This is a genomic window from Leptothermofonsia sp. ETS-13 (assembly GCF_049200465.1).
Classification (GTDB): Bacteria; Cyanobacteriota; Cyanobacteriia; order Leptolyngbyales; family Leptolyngbyaceae; genus Leptothermofonsia.
This window is the reverse complement of record NZ_CP120836.1, coordinates 3,801,893-3,822,617: the sequence shown is the minus strand read 5'-3', so window position 1 is coordinate 3,822,617 and position 20,725 is coordinate 3,801,893. Positions and strand designations below refer to the sequence as shown.

General features: G+C 50.3%; 18 protein-coding genes. 5 read left to right on the top strand and 13 right to left on the bottom strand.

The window, feature by feature from the left end; genetic code table 11:
* Positions 1–87: 87 nt before the first annotated feature.
* The 3 genes from P4D80_RS17390 to P4D80_RS17380 form a co-directional block, all read right to left on the bottom strand.
* Positions 88–3,051, bottom strand: coding sequence for a molybdopterin-dependent oxidoreductase (locus tag P4D80_RS17390; RefSeq protein WP_421655272.1), 2,964 nt, complete (start codon positions 3,049–3,051; stop codon positions 88–90).
* Between the two features lie 245 nt (positions 3,052–3,296).
* Positions 3,297–4,103, bottom strand: a complete 807-nt coding sequence (locus P4D80_RS17385) for an FAD binding domain-containing protein (RefSeq protein WP_421655271.1) — start codon at positions 4,101–4,103, stop codon at positions 3,297–3,299.
* Between the two features lie 8 nt (positions 4,104–4,111).
* The gene (locus P4D80_RS17380; protein ID WP_421655270.1) at positions 4,112–4,630 is read right to left on the bottom strand and encodes a class I SAM-dependent methyltransferase; all 519 of its coding nucleotides are present in this window, start codon (positions 4,628–4,630) and stop codon (positions 4,112–4,114) included.
* 92 nt (positions 4,631–4,722) lie between these two features.
* Here P4D80_RS17380 and P4D80_RS17375 point away from each other — a divergent pair, with 92 nt between their 5' ends.
* Positions 4,723–6,597, top strand: a complete 1,875-nt coding sequence (locus tag P4D80_RS17375) for an iron uptake porin (protein WP_421655269.1) — start codon at positions 4,723–4,725, stop codon at positions 6,595–6,597.
* A 346-nt stretch (positions 6,598–6,943) separates the two neighbouring features.
* Here P4D80_RS17375 and P4D80_RS17370 read toward each other — a convergent pair whose 3' ends face one another.
* The gene (locus P4D80_RS17370) at positions 6,944–8,122 is read right to left on the bottom strand and encodes an NAD(P)/FAD-dependent oxidoreductase (protein ID WP_421655268.1); all 1,179 of its coding nucleotides are present in this window, start codon (positions 8,120–8,122) and stop codon (positions 6,944–6,946) included.
* A 148-nt stretch (positions 8,123–8,270) separates the two neighbouring features.
* Between P4D80_RS17370 and P4D80_RS17365 the strand changes: the two genes are divergently transcribed.
* A complete protein-coding gene (locus P4D80_RS17365; protein ID WP_421655267.1) occupies positions 8,271–9,473 on the top strand; it encodes a BMP family ABC transporter substrate-binding protein in 1,203 nt (400 codons plus the stop codon).
* A 518-nt stretch (positions 9,474–9,991) separates the two neighbouring features.
* Here the strand turns inward: P4D80_RS17365 and P4D80_RS17360 are convergent.
* The gene (locus P4D80_RS17360) at positions 9,992–10,366 is read right to left on the bottom strand and encodes a c-type cytochrome (protein ID WP_421655266.1); all 375 of its coding nucleotides are present in this window, start codon (positions 10,364–10,366) and stop codon (positions 9,992–9,994) included.
* Between the two features lie 321 nt (positions 10,367–10,687).
* Between P4D80_RS17360 and petG the strand changes: the two genes are divergently transcribed.
* Positions 10,688–10,801: a cytochrome b6-f complex subunit V gene (petG, locus tag P4D80_RS17355; protein WP_421655265.1), complete on the top strand. Its 114-nt coding sequence runs from the start codon at positions 10,688–10,690 to the stop codon at positions 10,799–10,801.
* A 367-nt stretch (positions 10,802–11,168) separates the two neighbouring features.
* Positions 11,169–11,537: a hypothetical protein gene (locus tag P4D80_RS17350; RefSeq protein ID WP_421655264.1), complete on the top strand. Its 369-nt coding sequence runs from the start codon at positions 11,169–11,171 to the stop codon at positions 11,535–11,537.
* Between the two features lie 41 nt (positions 11,538–11,578).
* Here P4D80_RS17350 and P4D80_RS17345 read toward each other — a convergent pair whose 3' ends face one another.
* The 7 genes from P4D80_RS17345 to P4D80_RS17315 all read right to left on the bottom strand — a co-directional run bounded on the left by P4D80_RS17345 (position 11,579) and on the right by P4D80_RS17315 (position 18,014).
* Positions 11,579–12,079 carry an ureidoglycolate lyase gene (locus P4D80_RS17345; RefSeq protein ID WP_421655263.1) on the bottom strand — a complete coding sequence of 167 codons (501 nt, stop codon included), beginning with the start codon at positions 12,077–12,079 and terminating at the stop codon, positions 11,579–11,581.
* A gap of 135 nt (positions 12,080–12,214) precedes the next feature.
* Positions 12,215–12,850: a uracil phosphoribosyltransferase gene (upp, locus tag P4D80_RS17340; RefSeq protein ID WP_421655262.1), complete on the bottom strand. Its 636-nt coding sequence runs from the start codon at positions 12,848–12,850 to the stop codon at positions 12,215–12,217.
* Between the two features lie 29 nt (positions 12,851–12,879).
* The gene (locus P4D80_RS17335; protein ID WP_421655261.1) at positions 12,880–13,143 is read right to left on the bottom strand and encodes a DUF4079 domain-containing protein; all 264 of its coding nucleotides are present in this window, start codon (positions 13,141–13,143) and stop codon (positions 12,880–12,882) included.
* Between the two features lie 38 nt (positions 13,144–13,181).
* Positions 13,182–13,805, bottom strand: coding sequence for a helix-turn-helix transcriptional regulator (locus P4D80_RS17330; protein ID WP_421655260.1), 624 nt, complete (start codon positions 13,803–13,805; stop codon positions 13,182–13,184).
* Positions 13,789–15,567, bottom strand: coding sequence for a metallophosphoesterase family protein (locus P4D80_RS17325; protein WP_421655259.1), 1,779 nt, complete (start codon positions 15,565–15,567; stop codon positions 13,789–13,791). Before P4D80_RS17325 ends, P4D80_RS17330 begins: the two co-directional genes overlap by 17 nt.
* A 444-nt stretch (positions 15,568–16,011) precedes the next feature.
* The gene (gene hrcA / locus P4D80_RS17320) at positions 16,012–17,094 is read right to left on the bottom strand and encodes a heat-inducible transcriptional repressor HrcA (protein WP_421655258.1); all 1,083 of its coding nucleotides are present in this window, start codon (positions 17,092–17,094) and stop codon (positions 16,012–16,014) included.
* 560 nt (positions 17,095–17,654) lie between these two features.
* On the bottom strand, positions 17,655–18,014 hold the full coding sequence (locus P4D80_RS17315) for a rhodanese-like domain-containing protein (RefSeq protein ID WP_421655257.1): 360 nt from the start codon (positions 18,012–18,014) through the stop codon (positions 17,655–17,657).
* Positions 18,015–18,544: 530 nt separating this feature from the next.
* On the opposite strand from P4D80_RS17315, the gene P4D80_RS17310 reads away from it, so the two are divergent.
* A complete protein-coding gene (locus P4D80_RS17310; protein WP_421655256.1) occupies positions 18,545–18,757 on the top strand; it encodes a hypothetical protein in 213 nt (70 codons plus the stop codon).
* Between the two features lie 255 nt (positions 18,758–19,012).
* Here P4D80_RS17310 and P4D80_RS17305 read toward each other — a convergent pair whose 3' ends face one another.
* A complete protein-coding gene (locus tag P4D80_RS17305) occupies positions 19,013–20,692 on the bottom strand; it encodes a GspE/PulE family protein (RefSeq protein ID WP_421655255.1) in 1,680 nt (559 codons plus the stop codon).
* Positions 20,693–20,725 lie beyond the last annotated feature (33 nt).

Below are 20,725 nucleotides of genomic sequence, written 5' to 3'. Positions count from 1 at the left end.
TACCGTCAGTGATTATGCTTCAGATTTCCGACTTTTTTGGAAAAGTCGGAAATCTGGATCGGTTCAGAGAAAGAAAGCAGATGTCAATCAGGATTCATTTAATATCTGCAATGCCTTCCAAACCCGTTCTGGAGTCATGGGTAGCTGGGCCAGACGGGCTCCGGTGGCGTTGGCAACCGCATTGGCGATCGCCGGAGCCATACAGTTAGTGGTGATTTCTCCTACCCCTTTAGCGCCAAAGGGACCGTGGGGGTCTTCCGACTCAACCAGAAACACTTCCATTGGGCACATATCTGCCGCTGTCGGAATGCGGTAAGAGCGGAAAGCAGGGTTAAGAATTTTACCCTGTTCATCGAAAAGCAACTCTTCCATCAAAGCATAGCCAATGCCCATCGCACTGCCTCCCGTCGCCTGCCCCAGACAGATGCGTGGATTGATGGCCTTGCCTAAGTCGATCGCCTGCACCGAGCGCAATACCCTGACCCTGCCAGTTTCGGTATCAACTTCGACCTCAACCCCTTGAACCGCAAAGGTGAGGGTAGATTCGTCGGCAAAGTATTCCACATCGGCGCAGAGGCAGGAGTGGGAGGTGGCTTGAGCCAGGTCTTTGAAGGTCAGGGTTTTGCCATTCGCGTGGAACGTGCCGTTCGAAAAAGAGACTTGTTCGGGTTCCGCCTGTAAAAGTGTTGCTGCCAGTTGCAACAGTTGAGCATGGAGTTTTTCGGCTACCAGTTTGGCGGCATAACCAGAAATATAGAGCGTAGCGGAGGCATAGGAACCGGCATCAAAAGGAGTGGTATGGGTGTCAGCAGTGATGATGTCAATATCGGTAACGGTGATGCCCAGAACGTGGGCAGCAATCTGGCGCAAGGTAGTGTCCGAGCCTGTACCGACATCGACCGAGCCTGTCCGCATACAGAACCGACCGTCTGGCTGGAGAGATAGCCTAACACAGGCCATATGAATTTTCGCCAGGCCACTACCCTGCATGGAAATAGCAAAACCAACGCCACGCCGCAGATGAGGATTGGAAGCTGGTGATGGACTGGGGGCGTTACTCATCGCCTGGATTACTTTGTCAAAGCACTCTTCCAGCGCATAACCGCCGATCAAATTAAAGTGGTTTTCGCCCTGCCCGATCGCAATTACATCCCCTGGACAAATCACGTTTTTCCGGCGCACTTCGATTGGGTCAAGCCCCAACTTATGAGCCATTTCGTCCAGTAAAGTTTCCATCGCGAAAACTCCCTGGGTTGCACCATAACCCCGAAAGGCTCCTGCTGGCATGGTGTTGGTGTAAACGGCATAGCCAACGAAACGCTTGTTGGGGCAGCGGTACATCCCCAGCGATTCATTACCCGTTAGAAAGACTACGGTTTGACCGTGGTTGCCATAGGCTCCTGTGTTGGCGATCGCTTCCATATCCATCGCCACAAATGTTCCATCGGTTTTCATTCCAACTTTCAGGCGCACAATCATCGCATGGCGGCTATTGGTGCAAGTAAATTCCTCCTGGCGGGTAAACTCCCACTGGACGGGTTGCCCAATTCGTAGCGTTGCCAGAGCGCACAGGTCTTCACAGAGAATCTCCTGCTTATTGCCAAAACCGCCCCCGATCTTTGCCTTGTAAACCCGGATTTTCTCCTTGGGCAGGTCGTAGAGTTCTGACAGCACCCGCTGGCAATGAAACGGCACCTGAGTACTGGAGCAGACTACCAGCGTACCCTCCTCATCCAGCCAGCTTGTGCAGATGTGTGGCTCCAGATGAGCATGTTGCACTGCTGGCAGACGGTAAGTTTTTTCAACCACTAAATCAGCCTGCGCAAACCCCTGTTCTAAATCTCCTGACTGCATTGAAATGTAGCCAGAAATATTGCGATTGGGGTCAGCGATCGCGCTGGATTCAGGTTCGTCATGAAGGAGGGGAAAGTTTTGATTGTTAAATTCTGAGTATTGAATATTGAGTTCTGAGTTAACTCCCGGTTCCTGACTCCTAGCTCCCGACTCCTGGCTTCTGACTTCTGGCCCCTGACTTTTTTCTTCTTCCTTCTTTCTTCTTCCTTCTTCCTCATGGCTCCTACCCATCGCTGCGATTGGATCAATCACATGGGGCAGGAGTTCATAATCCACTTCAATCAACTGGCAGGCTTTTTCAGCGATCGCAACAGAATCGGCAACGACGGCAGCGACGCGATCACCTATGAAGCGGACTTTGTAATCCAGAATGTAATGGTCGAGAGGGTCAGGTACCGGGTCAGCATGTCCAGCCGTAGTGTAGGGGCGGCGGGGCACATCTTTATGAGTGAGAACCAGATGGACACCGGGGAGAGATTTCGCTTTTTCAGTGTGGATCTGGCGAATAATGGCGTGGGGGTAGGGCGATCGCAGCACTTTCATGTGCAGTAACCCTGGTGGTGCCCAATCAGAGGTATACACCGGCTTACCCGTCACAATGTCGGGACCATCTTGTTTGGGAACGCTCTGCCCAATTTGGGGAGTGGAGGGGGAGTTTTGAGTTTCGAGTTCTTCTGGTTCCTGATTGTTTTCTTTCCTCGTTTCTCTTTCTTCTTCCTTCTTCTCAGCCCCCAACCCCTCCTGACTCCTGACTTCTGGCTCCTTCCCCAAAAGAATACTCTCCACGATCGCCTGATACCCCGTACACCGACACAAGTTCCCTCGCATCGCCAGCCGCAGGTCGCTCTCGCCCTCAAACTTCACCTTCTCCGCACTCATCACCATGCCAGGGGTGCAGAAGCCACATTGGAAACCTTGCTTTTCCAGAAATGCCTGCTGCATCGATGAAAGCTGCCCGTCCTGAGCCAGCCCTTCAATCGTGGTAATAGTGTGTCCCTCTGCCCGCATCGCTGGATAGAGGCAACTATGCACCGGGGTTCCATCCATCCAGACAGTACAGGCTCCACAATCTCCTGTTTCACAAACCCGATGCACCCCGACCCAGCCATTTTGACGAAGCAGGCTCAGCAGGCTGGTTCCAGGAGAACACTCTCCGACTAATGACTGTTTGTTGACTTTGAGAGTGATGGGTTGCATGGGGGTGAGGAGTCGTTGTTAGTTGTTAGTTGTTGGTCAAATGAGTGAGGGGTGAGGGGGTGGATGAGTGATGGAGTCAGGAGTGATGAATTTTGAATTTTGGGGTTTGTCAAATTTTTTGTGGCAATCCTGGAAAGGGGGTCGAGGGAATCAGGATTTCAAGGAGTTAGAACCCCGTTTCCAGAACACTTTCGAATTTTGAGCTCTGGACCTGGCACCTATCACCTCTCCCTGACTCCTACCTTCTACTTCCTCAATTCTTCTAAGGCACGTGCAATCAAAACTTCGGTAATGTGCTGTCGATAGATAGCGCTGGCTCTGGCGTCTTGCAGCCAGTTGAGCGATCGCGTCGCTGCCACAACTTGTTCGTGGATGGGAAATCCCGAAAATTCCAGCAGGCATGGGGCTGCTACACAAGCTCCCAGACTAATGCGAGTCTGGGAGCTTGTACTATCATGGGCGGCCATTACCAGCGACAGGGCTGGGTCTGTAGCTGCGATGCCAAACCGCTGAACACTGGTAGACCAGTACAGCGAAGTTTGAGGGATTAATACCCGACGCAGGACTTCACCAGTCTGCAAAGCGGTCTTTTGTACACCAAGCTGAAAATCCTTTGCCGCAATCAGGCGAGGAGGGGCGCTGGGGCTCCAAATCTCATAAATGGCATCCAGCAGCACCATTAAGGGAGCCATCACTCCTACGGCCAGGGCCAGGCAGAGGTTTCCCCCAATGGTTGCCAGGTGGGTCACTTTAAAGGAAGCTGCCAGTGCGGAAACCGCTCTCTTAAAGGCTGAAGTCGCCTGCCACTCTGGCAACCAGGGATAGTCCAACAGTTGGCTGAACGTACAGGTTGCCCCGATCGCCAGATAATCTTCTCTAACCTCGATCGCTGACCAGTCCAGTGGTTCCAGATCAACCAGTGTATTGAGTGCGGGCTGCGGTTCAGAAAAAAGCCACGTCCCCCCCGCCAGCCATGCCCATCCCTGCTTCCAATCCTGAACAGCCTCTAAGCTAGACGGACGCAGGTAAGTTTCAATATTATGCAAATCCATAGCTCAATTCATAAGTAGGTAGTCATAATTAATTGGTAAAGGGGGGAGCTACTTATCTCACTGTATTCATTGGTGAATTTGTCGGCGCGATCGCGAATGTTCCACACCGCCGCTAGTCGTCCGGATGGTTTCAAAATCCGATGGAATTCAGGCAGGCACCGGATTGGGTCAAACCAGTGAAACGCCTGAAAACAGGTGACAAGATCAACTGAGGTATCTGGTAATCCTGTGTTTTCTGTGTTTCCGGCCTGAAATGTCACCTGGGGATGGCTTGTAGCAGCCTGACGCATTGCTAAGTTTGGCTCAATGGCGTAGACCTGTAAACCGCGATCGCCCAGTAGCCGTGAGGAAATACCCGTTCCTGCGCCTACATCTGCTGCCACCAAACCCGCCCCCATATTCAAGCCCTCTAGAATGGTGTCAATAACTTGCACCGGGTAATCGGGGCAGTATTGGGCATAAACTTCAGCCCGGTCTGAAAAGCATTCTAGTGAATCCATCTGGTGAAGTAGTGTTTTGTCTGCCATGTTACAAATGTGGCAAAAATCACATCTCACACCCGCTATCTCTAGTATTCTTTGTTTTTGGTGTTTTAAATTCAAAGTCGATGTGAGGATCGATGTCTAATTTTATTTTTAAATGGAAGTCATTGCTGGCTACTCCTTTCGGCTTTTGGTTAGCATTATTTGTATCAATAACGGCAGCAGGGCTGGTACCAACCAAAGCTTTTGCTGATCAAGTTCGGAACGCTTCGGACGATGTCCCAATAAGCTCTGTAGAGCCAGTATCAATTGATCAAATTTCAAATGTTGCCAGTCTTGATAATTCTGCTGGTTCCGATGCAGTTGAAGTCGATAATGGCATGGAACAGGTCACCTCGGTTTCCCAATTGAGGGATGTGAGGCCGACTGACTGGGCATTTCAGGCACTGCAATCCCTGGTAGAACGCTATGGCTGTATCGTTGGCTATCCAGACAGAACCTATCGGGGTAACCGGGCTCTGAGCCGTTACGAGTTTGCAGCCGGGGTCAATGCCTGTATGGACCGGATTACCGAGTTGCTGGCAGCGGCTACCAGCGATCTGGTAAAGAAGGAAGACCTGCTGGCTCTGCAAAAGCTTCAGGAAGAGTTTGCGGCTGAACTGGCTGTTTTAAGGGGTCGGGTAGACCAGATCGAAGTTCGCACCACCACCCTGGAAGCCCAACAGTTTTCGACCACAACCAAGTTAAACGGTTTGGTCTGGTTTAATGTGACTGGGGCCACGGCTGGGGATGATGTTTTATATGAAGCTGTTCCCGGTGCCAGGGCAGACGTGCGGTTTGCGGGTGCTCGCGATGCGTTGGGCAACCCCATCGTTTTGACCACAGGTGACCCTGAAATTACCTTTGGTTTCCTTACCTGGCTGACTCTCAGCACATCCTTCTCAGGTAAGGATCAACTGGTGACTCAGTTGACTGCGGGAAACTCCATTTCTCCGGTGAACCAGTACGCTTCTGCGGGGTTCTTTAACGCTTTTGGTGTACCGTTTACGGATCAGACAGCAGGCACGGTCAATGGCAGAAGTGATTTTGTTATCCATGACCTGTTCTATAGCTTCCCGATCAACGATTCTATGAAGCTGACGGTGGGTCCACGGGTTAACTGGTATCGCCATTTTGACTTCAACCGCTACACCTTTTTCCTGACGGGGACTAGTTCCTTTGATTCCATTGGCAGCACCCAAACCAATGCGATCGACCGGGGTTCGGGTCTGGTGTTTGAGTGGAACATCAGTAAGCAGTTCCGGTTTGCGGCTGCCTACCTGGGAGAAAATACCGAATTTTTGCCCAGCCAGTTTGGGTTTAACACCTCCAGCAATCCCAACTTTGGATTGTTTGGGGGTACCAACACCACCACGGCTGAGTTGACCTTCTCACCCACAAACACCATCAACATTCGCTTCCTGTACAACTATTCCAGGATTCAGGCTTATGGAGGACAGATTGGTGGTGCGATTGGTGAGCCAATTCCTTATGGTTATCTGGATGCGGGTCCCGGTTTCTCGATCTTTGACCCCATTACAGGCAATGTGTCAGATGGAGGGTTGAAGTATGCTTTTGCCCATACTTTTTCAGTGAACTTTGATTGGGCGATCGCTCCCTGGATTGGCATCTTCGGACGTTACAACTACGCCACCACCAAGCTCAAGCCGATTGATGAGCGAGTCAATACTCAATCCTTCCAGGTTGGGCTTGGCTTCCCCGATCTGTTCAAGAAGGGCGCTTTGGGTGTTGTTACCTACCTGGTGCCGATGGATATTTTGAAGGGTGAAGAGTTCTTTGCCTCCGGTGCGGGGGATGGCGGCACTATGTCTGAGTTTGAAGCCAGTTACTACTTCCCGATTACCAACAACATTGCCCTTGTACCGGCGTTCTATGTAATCTTCAACGCTAACAATTTTGACGACAACCCTACCATTTATGTGGGGAATGTTCGGGCGCAGTTTAGCTTCTGATTTAAGAATAGAAGCCAGGAGCCAGAATCGGTTTCTCTTCTGTTTCCTCTTCTATGGTGACCCTGCTTGAAATTTGGGCGTTACTGAAAAGTAGTATAGCGGTAGTCATTCTGGTTAGGACGGGGTGCAGGGGTGGACCCCTGGCTGGGTGATTCGCCCCCACGCCCCACATTTAAAACCAATGTTCTAAGCCACCTGGCGACAGTTATATCACCCAAACAAAATCAATACTCCAGGGGTTTCTTTGGGGTGGAAGAATACTTACACTGCTCTTTCACCGGTAAGCTGGGAGAACTTTTCTGGCTAACCCAATTTCAGAGGGTTACTGCCTAGAGTGCGTTGTTGCTTATTGCCCAAATCTTGCAGGAGATAGCTGTGCCAGGAGTTCATCGGGTTTTCCGGCTGCATTTTGGGCAAAGCGTCGCGCCAGCGGAGGAACGATCGCTAGCGGATTGCTGAACCCGGAAAACAGGTGAACACCCTCATGGCCAGGAATTGCGCCGATCAGGGGGAGGCGATCGCGGCTGAATGCAATCAGGCAGTGGTGCCAGATTCCCGGCAGATCCTTTAAGGCAGGCAAGATACGTCCAACCTGGGTTCGGATTTCTGTTTCACTCTTTTGGGCATCCACCGGCGCATCGGGGTCGGTTAAAGTGCGGCTGACCTGACCCATGCGCAGGGTCCCATCCCTCATCTGAATAGCTCCTGCGTCCAGAATTGCGGGTGCTGGTTCGTATCCCGGTTGATCCCACAGGGCATCCAGCTCTGCTTTGCTGGCCTCGGCTTCAAGCTGAAACCGTTGGGTATCGGCTGGCATCACTAAAGTTCGCAGGTTCAGGTCAACGGGAGGTGTCTCCACCAGTTCGGCATGGGTAAAGTAAAGCCGCACAGGGATTCCGGCAGCTTTCAGGAGCGATCGACTTAGAGCCCCGGCACAAACGGCAACATTCGCACTGTGGTAGACCTCTTCTCCACAGGCCACCCCGATGATCCGCAGGTTTTCGCCGTGCAACAGTCTGGTCACCTGCCCCACCTTTACCCTTCCTCCCAGTCGAGTGAATGCCTGAGTGTAGGCGCGGGCTGTGACCTCTGGAGCAATGTGTCCATGCTTAACTGTGAGGGCACCCGCGATCGCCGCCGGGTTCAGCAGCGGTTCCAGTTCACAGGCTTCCTTCACGCTCACCAACCTGGGCGGATCGGCAAAATGGGCATAGGACTGGGCAGTGGCCTCCAGATCCGCATCCGGGGTAATAGTTAACACCAGATCGAGCTCCCGGAACTGGGTATCCGCCTCTAGTTCTTGCGACAGGGTTTGATGAATCGCTTTTCCTTCAGCACAAATCTGACGTGTCAGGTCTGTGGTTCCAGACCAGTAAGCCAGCCCACCATAACCAAACCGGGTTGAGCCCTGAAGGAGGGAATGTCGCTCTAACAGAAGTACCGAAAACCCCCGTTTGACGAGTTCATAACTCAGTGCCGCTCCCGTAATTCCTGCGCCAATCACAATCCAGTCAAAGGGTTTCATAGGGAGATTGAAATGTATCTAAAGTAACAATGTTTGGCTCCAGCACAGTGATTTGATCATCCCCATGCGCTGCGATCGCCTCTGTAATCTAACGCATATGACATAGCAACAAAGTGACCCATTTATCTCTGCCAAGGAGGAGTTGAACGTGAACCATAACCGTCCCTTATCCATTCCCCGCCGTCAGGTCATTCGTGGACTACTGGCAGTCGGAGCCTTTGGCGCAACCTCGCAGTTTTGGGCCGGATGCAGTCCCAGTCCCATCTCAACTCCGGATGGTGGCACGAGTAGCCCCAGCCCTGCTACTGGCGGCAAAGAAATTTCAATGGGCTTCATCTACGTGGGGCCCAAAGATGACTATGGCTATAACCAGGCTCACTTTGAAGGGAAAGAAGGCGTCTCCAAAGTGACAGGGGTAAAAACCATTGAGCAGGCAAACGTTCCTGAAACAACGGAAGTGCAGGAAGTCATGCTGAACATGATCAACCAGGATGGGGTGACAGTCCTCTTCCCCACATCTTTTGGCTACTTTGACCCTCACATTCTGAAGATTGCCCAGGAAAACCCAGAAATCCAATTCTTTCACTGCGGTGGGCTTTATCAAGAAGGGAAACACCCCAACAACGTCGGCAGCTATTTTGGTTATATCGACGAAGCGCAATACGTGGCAGGTATCGTTGCTGCCCACACGTCCAAAACAGGTAAGCTTGGTTTCATCGCCGCTAAACCTATTCCTCAAGTGCTTCGAAATATTAACAGCTACACCCTGGGTGCCCGTACCGTTAACCCTAAAGTCACTACTCAGGTCGTCCTCACCGGCGATTGGGCGCTCCCCGTTAAAGAAGCCGAAGCTGCCAATAGCATGGCCGACCAGAGCATTGACGTGATTACATGCCATGTAGACGGCCCCAAAGTCATTATGGAAACCGCAGAGAAGCGGAGTATCTACTGTACCGGCTACCATACCAACCAATCTTCTCTGGCCCCCAAAGGCTACCTCACCGGTGCCGAGTGGGACTGGACAAAGATTTACACCAACTATGCTGAAGCAATCCTGGGTGGCAAGACCCTCATGAGCGAGGGGATTCCCCATCTGGTCAGAGGGGGATATAAGGATGGGTTTGTCAAGCTATCTGATTACGGCCCTGCCGTCAGCGAAGCCGCCAAAAAAGATGCGGACGCCGCTAAAGCGAAGCTAATGGAAGGTACGCTTGTGATTTACAAGGGAGAAATAAAAGACAATACCGGGAAAGTGGTTATTCCAGCAGGCAAAGAGTTTAAACAAACCGATCCTCAGTTGGAAACAATGGATTGGTTAGTGGAAGGAGTCATTGGCAGTACCAGGAGTTGAAGAAGTTGTTAAGGATCAACGTACAAATAAAATCCCAAGTTGAACGGGGTGGATGGGTAGATGAAAGTGGGATGTTATTTCTCGGCGAGTCCCTTAGGGGTTATTTGTTGGTCGCCAGTGAAGTGAGGGGTGGAGAGTGAGGGGTGAGAGGGCGATTCCTCTTTACCTCCAGTACCCAGCACTCCGTTACTCCCCAGCCGACTACTTTCCCGCTCCCCTTCCTGTACTCTCTATATAGCTCTACGCGGGTAGGTTAGGACATTGGAATTAGAGAGGGAGTGGGGGCGAAGCCCCCAGCCAGGGGTTCCACCCCTGCACCCCGTCCTAACCATGTCCTAACCATAATGACTACCGCTATAGCAGTTCTAAATCAGTCGTGAGATTGAGAAGCTTTGTGAGAAAGGATTCCTGCGGAATCCTTTCTCACAATCCAAACTTTCTCACAATCCAAATAGGATCACTATACTCATCTACCCTCCCACTCATCCACCCATGTACTCTTTTCCCTCTGCCTTCTTTCAAAGGCTTTCCAGATAACTCAGCAAATCTGCCATCTCCTGGGGAGTTGGTTGAAATTGAGGCATGGGAGGAGTTTTACCGCTGATTACCTGATAGATCAGGCTGACTTTCGACTTTCGCTCGGAAACGCCTTTAAGGCTGGGTCCCACGTGGCCATCTGCCTGGAGCCCGTGGCAGCCTGAGCAGTTCATCTGAAAAATGGCGTGCCCCTGAACCTCATCTCCTTTAAGGGAAAGAACTGTACGTATGTAGGGATCGGAAAGGCGAAATTGGTGTACACCCCAAAAAGCCAAACCGATAATTAGCAGGATTGCTAAAACTGCTAGCGCAATCCGCAGAGTAAAGTCTTGGTTCTTGAGCAGTTGGTTATCCAAAAGTCTTATCTAAAAAGTTAATAGAAAAGATTTTGAGAGGGATAGGAACAGACTTCTATACTTTAGAGCTTCTTCAGATAACTTTGCAATTTGGTAAAGGCTTGTATAGCGATCCTGCTTGAAATTTGAACGAGGTGCAGGGCTTCCACCCCTGCACCTCGTCCTAAGCCTGGTGGCTAAGCTATATCAGTAGAAAATTTGCTATCGACTGCGGGAATGGTTTCCAGTATGGACAGAGTGCTTTTGCTGAACCGCTATAGTACGATGGATGGTAGATAGACATTGTATAACCCTGTCTGCTGATTATTAAGGAGAAGCAACTTGGTAGAACCTATTCTTTGCGGCATTGTGCTTGGTCTAGTTCCCATTACCCTGGCTGGTTTATTCGTTGCAGCTTATTTGCAGTATAAGCGTGGCAACCAAGTGGGGATTTAGTGGGCGATCGCTTAATAGAGCAAAAGCTAATAAAGCATAAAGCCTGACTCAATGAGCCAGGCTTTTTAATGGTATGACGTGATTGATCTCATAACGAGACTACTCTCGAAAAGCAGCCCAAAAACAACTCCCTTCCGGGGGTAGAAATCTGGGGTAGAAATCTAAAGATTTTATAGGTCTTGTCTCTTCAAGATAAGAAGATGCTGTCGAAACTCAATAACCAGATTGGGCCTTGCCCTAATTTCCCAAACAGGTAGTATTTTAACGGTTCTTAACAAACTGAATGCGATAGGGTTACACTCAGCTCATTTCTATCCTTATTGTCCATGGCTTCTACCATTACTCTTGATTAAGAGGCAGTGGATCTATGCGCTTATTAGGGATTTCTTCAGATTTGGAACTAGACTGGTCGGTCTCCTACCACTTCGAGGCGTTAGAGTCCTACCCAGGTTTACTCAATTTTTTCAAAACCATTCCACCAGAGCGCGTGGGTTTAGTGGGTTTAAATGGGGAATATGACCACAGCGGTCTGGCTAAGCGAGTTGTGCAAGTACTTCACCAGAAGTTTGCTCCCCAATATCTGGAACATTTGCATGTTACACAACGGGGGGCTGTGATTGTTTTACGGGGACAGGTGCATGATCGCCAGGTCCTGACTCAGATGGTAGAGGTTGCTGGAACTGTGAATGGCACATTAAATGTCGAAACCTATGGAGTTCGATTGGTAGAGATTTAACGCTAAACAGTGGATTGATCGCCCTCGCCTCAGAAGAGCGATCAATCTGCTGATGCAAGGATTTCAAACTCAACCCCAAAACGTTCCAGCAAATCGCAGGTATCGTGGTCAACGAGATTGGTATCGCTGAGTTCAAGATTGTAAAAATCAACGCTGGTATGCTCAAAGTAGGGGCCAGCATGCCAGGTTCCCATCTCTAACTTGATGAAACAGTTGCCGGGAATTCGAAAGGCAGTAATGGCTTCCCAATTGGGGTAGGGGGCATCAGAGGCGGAGGCAACTCCAATCAACCAGTCCTTGCCTTCCAGGGAGCCAAGGCATTGGGTGCAGCGTAAGTGGCGGGTAATTTTGTGAAATCTTTGCCCGCGATCGCGTAATCGCATGATGTAAAAGCGGGGGATGCCGTTCTGCAATTGCAGTTGAGCATCTGCAGGACCGTAAGGCACACCATCTTCGGAAGCAAAGATGACCTGACCAAATGGCTCGAAAAGCTCCGGGGTTATTTCGAGGGCGGGGACTTGTCTCAAAAGATGGGTTTTCATGGTTGTTAGTTGTTAGAGAGGTGTGAGGGTGAGGTGGTGGTGGAATGATAGGTGATAGGTGAGGTTTCTCCACCCCCACCTTCCCACCCTTCCACTCCCCCACTCATCTACCTCTTGCCGCTTTTGCCTCCTTTCTCACCGCGTACCAAAGAGGCGATCGCCCGCATCTCCCAGTCCTGGGATGATATAGCCGTGCTCATCCAGTCCTTCATCGATTGCGGCAGTGTAGATGGGGACATCGGGATGCTGTTCATGAAAGTTACTGATGCCTTCTGGAGCGGCAAGGAGGCATATTAATTTGAGCGATTTGGGACTGGTTTCTTTTAGCCGCTGAACCGCGGCAACCGCAGAGTTTCCGGTGGCCACCATGGGGTCAACTACTAACATGTCTCGCTCTTCGATGTCGTGAGGCACTTTAAAGTAATACTCAACCGGAATCAGCGTTGTAGGGTCGCGGTATAAGCCAATATGTCCCACCCTGGCAGATGGCATCAGTTGCAGCATTCCATCGAGAATTCCCTGTCCTGCCCGCATGATGGGTACAATCACTAGCTTCTTTTCGGGGGCAAGGATGGGTGCATGCATGTTCGCGAGTGGGGTTTTAATCGGTTCATACTTAACTGGCAAATCTCGCGTTACCTCATAGGCCAGCAGCATGCTGATCTCGATCAGGAGCGATCGAAATTTTGCCGTACTCGTTTCTGCCCGGCGCATTAGTGTAAGTTTGTGCTGGACAAGAGGATGATCAATCACGATAACCTCACCAGTCATGAACGGCTCCTTTGTAGATGCACAGACCATTAGGGAAGATACTTTTGTACAACATTCCAGCCTGTTAAAGAAACCCAAATAAACGCAATACAAAGAATGGTATTAGTGCCAATGTGAAGCCACCTCGCCCAGGGACGTTCTTCACTGATTTGAATGGCGCTCCAAGCAGACAGAAATACCAGGTCAACGACTGCCAACCCCGCAAGAAGATGGGATGAGTGCCCCAGACTGCCATAGTGGCCTATAGTCCCTACGATGCCAATCCCCAGTAACAGCAGGACTAATCCGATCATGGCGATTCCGGTGATGTAGTGAAAAAGGTCGCACCCAATTAGGGCGGGACTGTTGATTTTGGCGAGAAAACAACATCCATCCCCCCGAACTGGCTAGCAGAAGGTAGGCAAAGATTGCAAATCCCATTGACCAGGCCGCAATCTTCCAGAGCCAGAGAAAAGAAGGGAGATTCATGATTTAGCCCTCTTCGTATTTGAATGCGGCTTTCTCGGCAACGAGGGTCAAGTAATTGGAAGTGGCACGGGTTGGTGTGTAAATCCCCCTTTTCCCACTCGCTGACGGTCTGTTGGCGCACTCCCAATTCTCTGGCAAGTTCTGCCTGGGTCATTCCCATATGTTGCCGCAAAGCTCGAATTAGCCTACCATCCCACTGTACTGTGCCATCGATTCGCTGCACTTTATAAACGGAGGGTGGTTTGCTAAATGTCACCTGCTCTGTCGCCAGATCTAATGCCTTGACAGTGTAGTCGGCATCTAACCAGGCAGATGCCTGCAGCCCACCTTTTTTGCGATTACTCCACCAACCCCGTTTGCTGCGCGCGGAATCTGGCAAGCATTCCCCAAGAATTGTTTCGATTTCTGCAAACGTTAGCACAACCTGGGGGCGATCGCACCGTCTCAAGTACTCCAACAAGGGTTGATACTTATTTCCGCCTTTCATCGAGAACGTTTTCCCTCCTCACCCGAAACTCATCAAACCTGACAACGGCTGATTCTGGCTCCTGAGTATCAAACCGATAGCTGCTGATGGTGCCGCTGCCGGTGTCGAAGATGCTGAATACGGTGATGTCGTTACTGGCAATATAGGGCATCGGTTGACCGCTGGTATCTCGGAGGGGAGCAATGGTTGGTACAACGGGTTCCAGACCATTAGGATCGCCGGTGGCGACGTATTCTTCCTTGTAATTTAAGGGGATGGGGCGTTTGCGATCACCCACATAAGCCCCATAGGAATTCCCGACATTGGATGACTCCAGGTAATGAGTACCGCTGGGGCTGACAAAGCGGTTCCAGAGGTGGGAATGTCCAAAGAAGACAAGGTGAGTTCCAGCGGCTTCTAACAACGGCACAACGTCTCGAATAATGTAATCTGCCTGTTTCGGGTACTCATAACGAATAGCCCTAATCGTACCGTCTATATCGCGCTCAATCACCTGCACCGGGTCGGTATAGGCGGGAACAATGTTATCTCCCAACGTGTGGGGCGGGTGGTGAAACATGACCACTCGATATTTGGCCTGCTGAAACTCAGGATGGTTTAGCTCCTGTTTCAACCAGTTGTACTGCGGGCTACCCTCCGCGATCGGTTCAAAGATGTGCTGTCCGTAGCCCCACTTATCAGGGATATTCAGATCTGCCTGCTGTTCGTGATACCGTCCTTTTTCATTTGCTGTAAGGTTATAGGTGCGCCAGATGTTGGTGATATAGAGGACAATTAACCGGACATCGCCAAAGGTAATGGCATAATACTTCTTGCCACCGGGAGAGTTCTCTGGAAAGCTGAAGATTTCTTCGTAGGTGTCTGTGTTGAAGGAATGATTTTTCAACCAACTGTCCTGTATTGCAGGATCATTGGTGGGATTAATCACTCTGGCATCCTGGTCATACCGCTCTTTGGCTTTTGTACGAGGAACAGCATCATTAAATTGGAAATGGAGGCTAGATTCGGTGGAAAACCGTCCCATCACTTCGTGATTACCAATTGCTGCAAATAGAGGTGCCGACTGAATCAACGCCCCCCCTACATAGGTGGTTTTGACACCGTTCCTTTCCATCTCGTAGTGTGCCCGTCCTTGAAGAACTGGAAAGAACGCATTGCCTGTACTGGCATCAAACCATTCGGAGGCGCGATCGGGGACGTTAATCAGATCTCCAGCAAACAACACGGCATCCACTTTCCCAACCGTCTCAACCACCTTTTGATAGTTAGCAGCCACCATTGGCTTCAGTTGGTGGTCGGATGTGAGTAAAATCTTGAGCGGTTGACCGGGCGCAGGACTGGCAGATAGGGTAAATATTTCGCTGTGAACTGCTTCTCCATCTTCGCGGGTGCTGCTTACTTGATAGGGAATGGGAGTTCCAGGAAGTAGCCCGGTTACTTCTGCCTCATGCCGCCAGATCAAACGGCGAGTTAGCTGAGTGGCAGGTGTTTCCAGGTAGGAATCTGCATCTTCATGGGTGCGGCTGAGTAAGGTGGTTTTTGCCCCAGCCTTTTGCCCCAGTCCCTCCCCGTAGTGAACGGTATGTTGAATACCGGCAAACTCAGTAAACCAAACAACCCGAACCGAATTTTTAGTGGGAAGTTGCAGAAAGGGATCAGTCAGAAGTTTTGGATGGATAACCATAGCAGAAACCTTGGGAACCAGTCGAGATAGGAAGAGCTTGGCTATCAACTGGCAAACCAGCGCTGACGCGGCTGCCATTGAAAAATGACGGCGGGTTAAAAAATTTACCCATCGCTAATCTAAACTCATTTTGCTAATTGGGGCACGCTTTAGACCTGATTGACCATCTGTAGAAACAGAACAGGTGACATCTGTAGACACAAAATTCTGTTTCCAGAACCCACCCGCTAATCCTATCCATTCCAGGTTAAGACCGTAACCAGGTCAGGTGAACCTGGCAAGGGAATGATGAGCGGTGCTAGCCGCCTCGTTAAGACTCAAGAATTATAGCTATAGCCACCAGGCTGAGGACGGGGTTTGGGGGTTTCACCCCTGGCTGGGGGTGAAACCCCCAAACCCCCATGTTGCAAAATTTAGTGTTTGCAAAACTAGTACAGCTTGGCGGGAATACGGATACCATTCTGGTTCCCTCCGACTCCCCATTCCCCAACCCAATAGTTACTGGACTGATGCCATCGTCCACTAGTTGCTGAGCGTATCGGAGAGATAATCAGCAGCGGCTTCAACCAGGGCGATCGCATTTTCGTACACCATACGGGTGGGACCCAGCATGCCCACACTGCCCACTGGCGTTGTTCCCCGCTGGTAGGTGGACGAGATCAGCGTGCAGGTTCGAATCGGTTCTAGAGGATTTTCAGAACCAATCCGGATGGTCAGCCGTTTTCCAGGATTTCGAGGTTCTGGCTGCTCAAAGATAAGAGGCAGTAACTGGTCTTGCTCTTCTTCCAGCAGGTGAACAATAGTTTGAATCTGATGCAATTCAGAAAATTCGGGCTGACGCAAAACTTCTGCTAAACCGCTGACCATGATCTGGGTCGGTGCGGAGGATTGGGAGCGACGGGCCACCTCTGCCCGCACTGCCCTTAAAAAGTCGGCATAGCGCTCAAATTCGCGATCCAGTTCGGTCCAGTCAAGGGTGGTTAGTTCGGCGATCGCCCTTCCTCGCAACTGGTCATTCAAAAAATTGGAAAGAATCTGAAGTTCCCGCTCCAAAAGCTCAGTGTCAGGGTCAGGGCTGCCTTCAGGTTTAGGCAAGTCCATCAGGGCAGACTGGGTTTCATAGGAATCGGTCACAAAGATCAGCATGACTCGCCCAGGATCGACAGGGACAAGTTGAACGTGTCGAAGGTAAGTCGTGTTAGTTAGGGGCAGAGTAATTAGCGTGATGTAGCCACTAACCGTTGCCAGAATCTGAGCTGCGCCCCGCAGGAGTGCTTCTAAACTCCAGTCTTCGCGGTTGAGGCGATCGGCTAGCAATTGCTCAACTTGAGAGGTCAGTTCATTAGCAGGCGTAAGCAACTGATCCACATAAATTCGGTAGCCAGAGTCGGAAGGAACACGCCCAGCAGACGTATGGGGTTGAAACAACAATCCACTCTTTTCCAACACTGACATAGCATTACGAATGGTTGCTGAACTGACACTCAGGTTATATTCCTTGACCAACGCTTCTGAGCCAACCGGTTCTGCGGTTGCAATGTAGTGGCGGACGGTTGCCCAAAGAACCTGCTGCTGACGACTAGTGAGATGGACCGGGTGCGACATTGGCAAAAAACTAAGGGATACTAAATAGATATATGAATAAACAGTGCCCAGATGAATTAGGCGTAGAGTATGGTGCTTCTCTTGAGAGTTTAGTGATAAAAACTCATCACTAAATAAAAATTGATATTCCAGGGATTTGGGTTGGGATGAAAGGATGGCTTACGCTACTCTTTCACTGGCACACCAGGATAACTCGTATGATATTGAGTTGTGTGAATAAAGATAACAGATACTTTATTTTCCCTTCAGTTCCAGTATTGATCAGTAGCCAATACAGTTAAAGATTATCCATCGCAATCCTGAATTTTTTGTGAAAAAGGAGAACTGTGAAAAGCTTTCCCTGGTGGAAAAGTCCTCTCACAATCCAGACAGGATTGCTATATCTGAAGTCGTCTGGGCAATAGCGGTCAGTCCACTAAGCCCCATTAAGCCAATGAGAGGCTGTATATCCTGAGTCTACTCTGGCGCAACCTTGATTGAAAAGTCACGTTGAAGGAAGCCAGGTCTGCTTTCGCTCCCTCTTCCCCTCAAATTGGTTGCCAAACTTAAGCCACAGAGTACTAATAGCGAGGTACTGAGGGGTCTACCAGAACCGAATAGGCATCAATGCCTCCAGCAACGTTTCGTACCTGAGTAAAGCCCTGGCTCATTAACCATTGACACATTTGAGCCGATCGCATTCCGTGATGACACATCACTACTGTAGGTTTCTCCGGCTCCAGGCAGGTGAGGATATTCCCAGACCATTCTGCGTACTGACTCAAAGGCAGGTTTTGAAACCCTGGTAGACTAGCAAGCTCCAATTCACGAGGCTCCCGCACATCGATAAACTGTACCTTGGTTGGTGTTTCCGTCAGAAGGCGGGCCAGCTCTTCGACCGTAACTGTGGCAATTGGTTGGCTAAAGAATTGTGCAGACATGGGAAAGGACAGTTGTTACCAATTTATTGTGATTAATTTAAAATCCGATTGATTAAGCGAAAGGTTGGGCGATCGCCAAAATCCCTTTAACCCTTGAACGCAGAATTCAGTGAATAAATCAAAAATTGCTTACACCAAGTCTGTTTATATAGCGATCCTATTTGGATTATAAGAAGGAATTCCGTAGGAGTTTCTTCTTACAAAAGCCTCTCTATCTCACAACTGATTTAGATCTCACAACTGAATTAGGCTGGTATCGAGTAGCCCTATCCCATGGTGAACGGCTGTTCGCCCTTGGGTAGAAGTTCTGAATTAGTAACAGTTTGCCAGACAGATTCCCTATCAGATCTCTCTCCACAGACAGAGAAAGTCTCTACTTGTGGTTAGAGGTAAATGTTTCCCTGCTTCAAAGATAGTAGTAGAGAAAGTGGAATGTTAACAATTGCTACTAGCTTTCTCATGGAGTGGTTTGTGCATAAAAGGGGAGCATCTACTGACTACAGATTACTGAGCTGTTAGGAGTTGTCCCAATGGAGTATTCGATTGTCTACAAACCCTACCGTAACCGTCAAAAACCCTGGGTTTTGAAGGTTTGGGAGCCAGCACCAAAAACGCGAGATAAACGAAAAGTCTCCTATTTATTCAATGCTCAATACTGGCTGAAGTCCCAGGCCGATGCGCAAGCCATTCTAGCTGAATTCCACCTGGCTGAGCTGCAACAGGTAGCAGGCAGTCCAGGGTAGATTAAGGAAGGGAGGGAAGGACTGAGGGAGTGGAGAAACCTCACTCTATCACGAGGGTGTTCTAGAAACGAGGGTGTTCTAGAAACGGGGTTCTGAATCCTTGAAACCCTGATTCCCTCAACCCCGTTTCCAGGACTGCCACAAAAAAAATTGACAAACCCTCTATCACCCCATTACCCTACCACTCCACCACATCCTTACTCTCACCCCTCACTTGGCTAATCCACTAACTAACAACCAACAACTGCTCTGCCCTTATATTGCGGCAGCGGTTCTCCTTATACTGTTTTGGCTCTCTTCCAGGTATCTGCGTCGCATAGCACTGTAGGGCAACACCCGTAGAACTTCTTTGACAGTAGTAATACCCGTCGTCACCTTTTCAATCGCTGCAACCCGAAAGGAGTCAAAACCGCTTTCGTTCAGGTAGCGATGAAGTTGGGTCATGGTGCCTTCATAAATGATCTGGCGAATGGTGTCATCGACATTCAGTAGCTCGATGATGGCTTCCCGACCGAGAAAACCAGAATTGAAGCAGCGGGAGCAGCCGCGACCCTGTTGCCACTGTCCAGTATTGGCCTGTTCCCAGTCAATTCCCAGCACTTTTAAGTCAGCTTCGGTGGGTTTGTAGGGCTCAGCACAGTGGGGGCAAATTTTACGCACCAAACGCTGGGCTACAATCCCCAGAAGAGCATCGCTAATTAAGCCAGGATCGGGGCCAATGTCTTTCAGGCGAGGGATAGCACTGACAGCATCATTAGTGTGCAGAGTAGTTAAAACCAGGTGTCCGGTAAGAGCTGCCCGGACGGCGGTTTCTGCTGTTTCGTGGTCGCGAATTTCGCCAACCATGATGATATCTGGATCTTGCCTCAGAATGGCACGTAGTCCGGCAGCAAAGGTCATTCCGGCAGGTTCGTGAACCTGGGTTTGGGTGATGCGGGGCAGGATATACTCTACGGGGTCTTCGACGGTGACTACGTTGACATATTCAGTAGCAACCGTTTGCAGACTGGTATAAAGAGTACTGGTTTTACCAGAGCCCGTGGGTCCGGTGAAAATGACCATTCCCTGGGGCTGCTGAAGCCAGTTCTTGTAGATTTCCAGCGTGTGCTGGGAAAACCCCAGCTCATCCATGCTGGAGAAGGGATTTTGACGGGGAAGGAGGCGGATAACGGCTTTTTCGCCACCGACGCAGGGCAATGTGCTGACTCGCATGTCTAACCCTAAACCAGTTGCCTGTCCTGTGGCGTAGCTATCGCCAATCCGGGCATCCTGGGGGCGGCGACTTTCGGCAATATCCATATCGGACATGACTTTGAGCGCTACGATCGCCCTCCGGCTAATGTCTGATGGCAGGGTAGTGATGTCTCGCAAAATTCCATCGATCCGGTAGCGTACCCGTAGCCCATCCAGCGTGGGTTCCAGGTGAATGTCGCTGGCTCGATTTCGTAGTGCCCCGGAGATAATGGTTCTAATGCGTTCAATCTGGTCGGCAGCCTTGGAGAGTAGCTCTTTGGTAACTTCGCTGATGTCTTCCTGCTCCAGTTCGCCAGTCAGAGGGTTGATGAATGGTTGAGCGCTAAGCTGGTTACAATCAATGTTTTGGGCGCGATGCCAGGCGCGGTAGCTTTTGTCGGAGATGGGAATGACTTTGATATCAGTGAAGGTGCGATCGCTCAATTTGCGAAGTGCCTCCGGGGTGATGGGCACCGGGCTGCCCAGATAGAAGCAGTTGCGCCATAGCAGCAGGGGGATAACGGGCGGGAGCGTGCTGCGATCTGGAAATTCTCGTAAAAATCGGTAGGTGACTTCTGGATCGAGCAATCCAAGCGTCACTGTTCCATCTTGATGGACTAACAGGTTGAGAGCTTCTTCGCAGTTAATTTCACGGTTCTTCAGTTGTTTCCAGACCGATAGAGCAGACGCGGTAGATTTCATGGCACTAGGGAAGCGAATGGTAGAGCGCCTTGA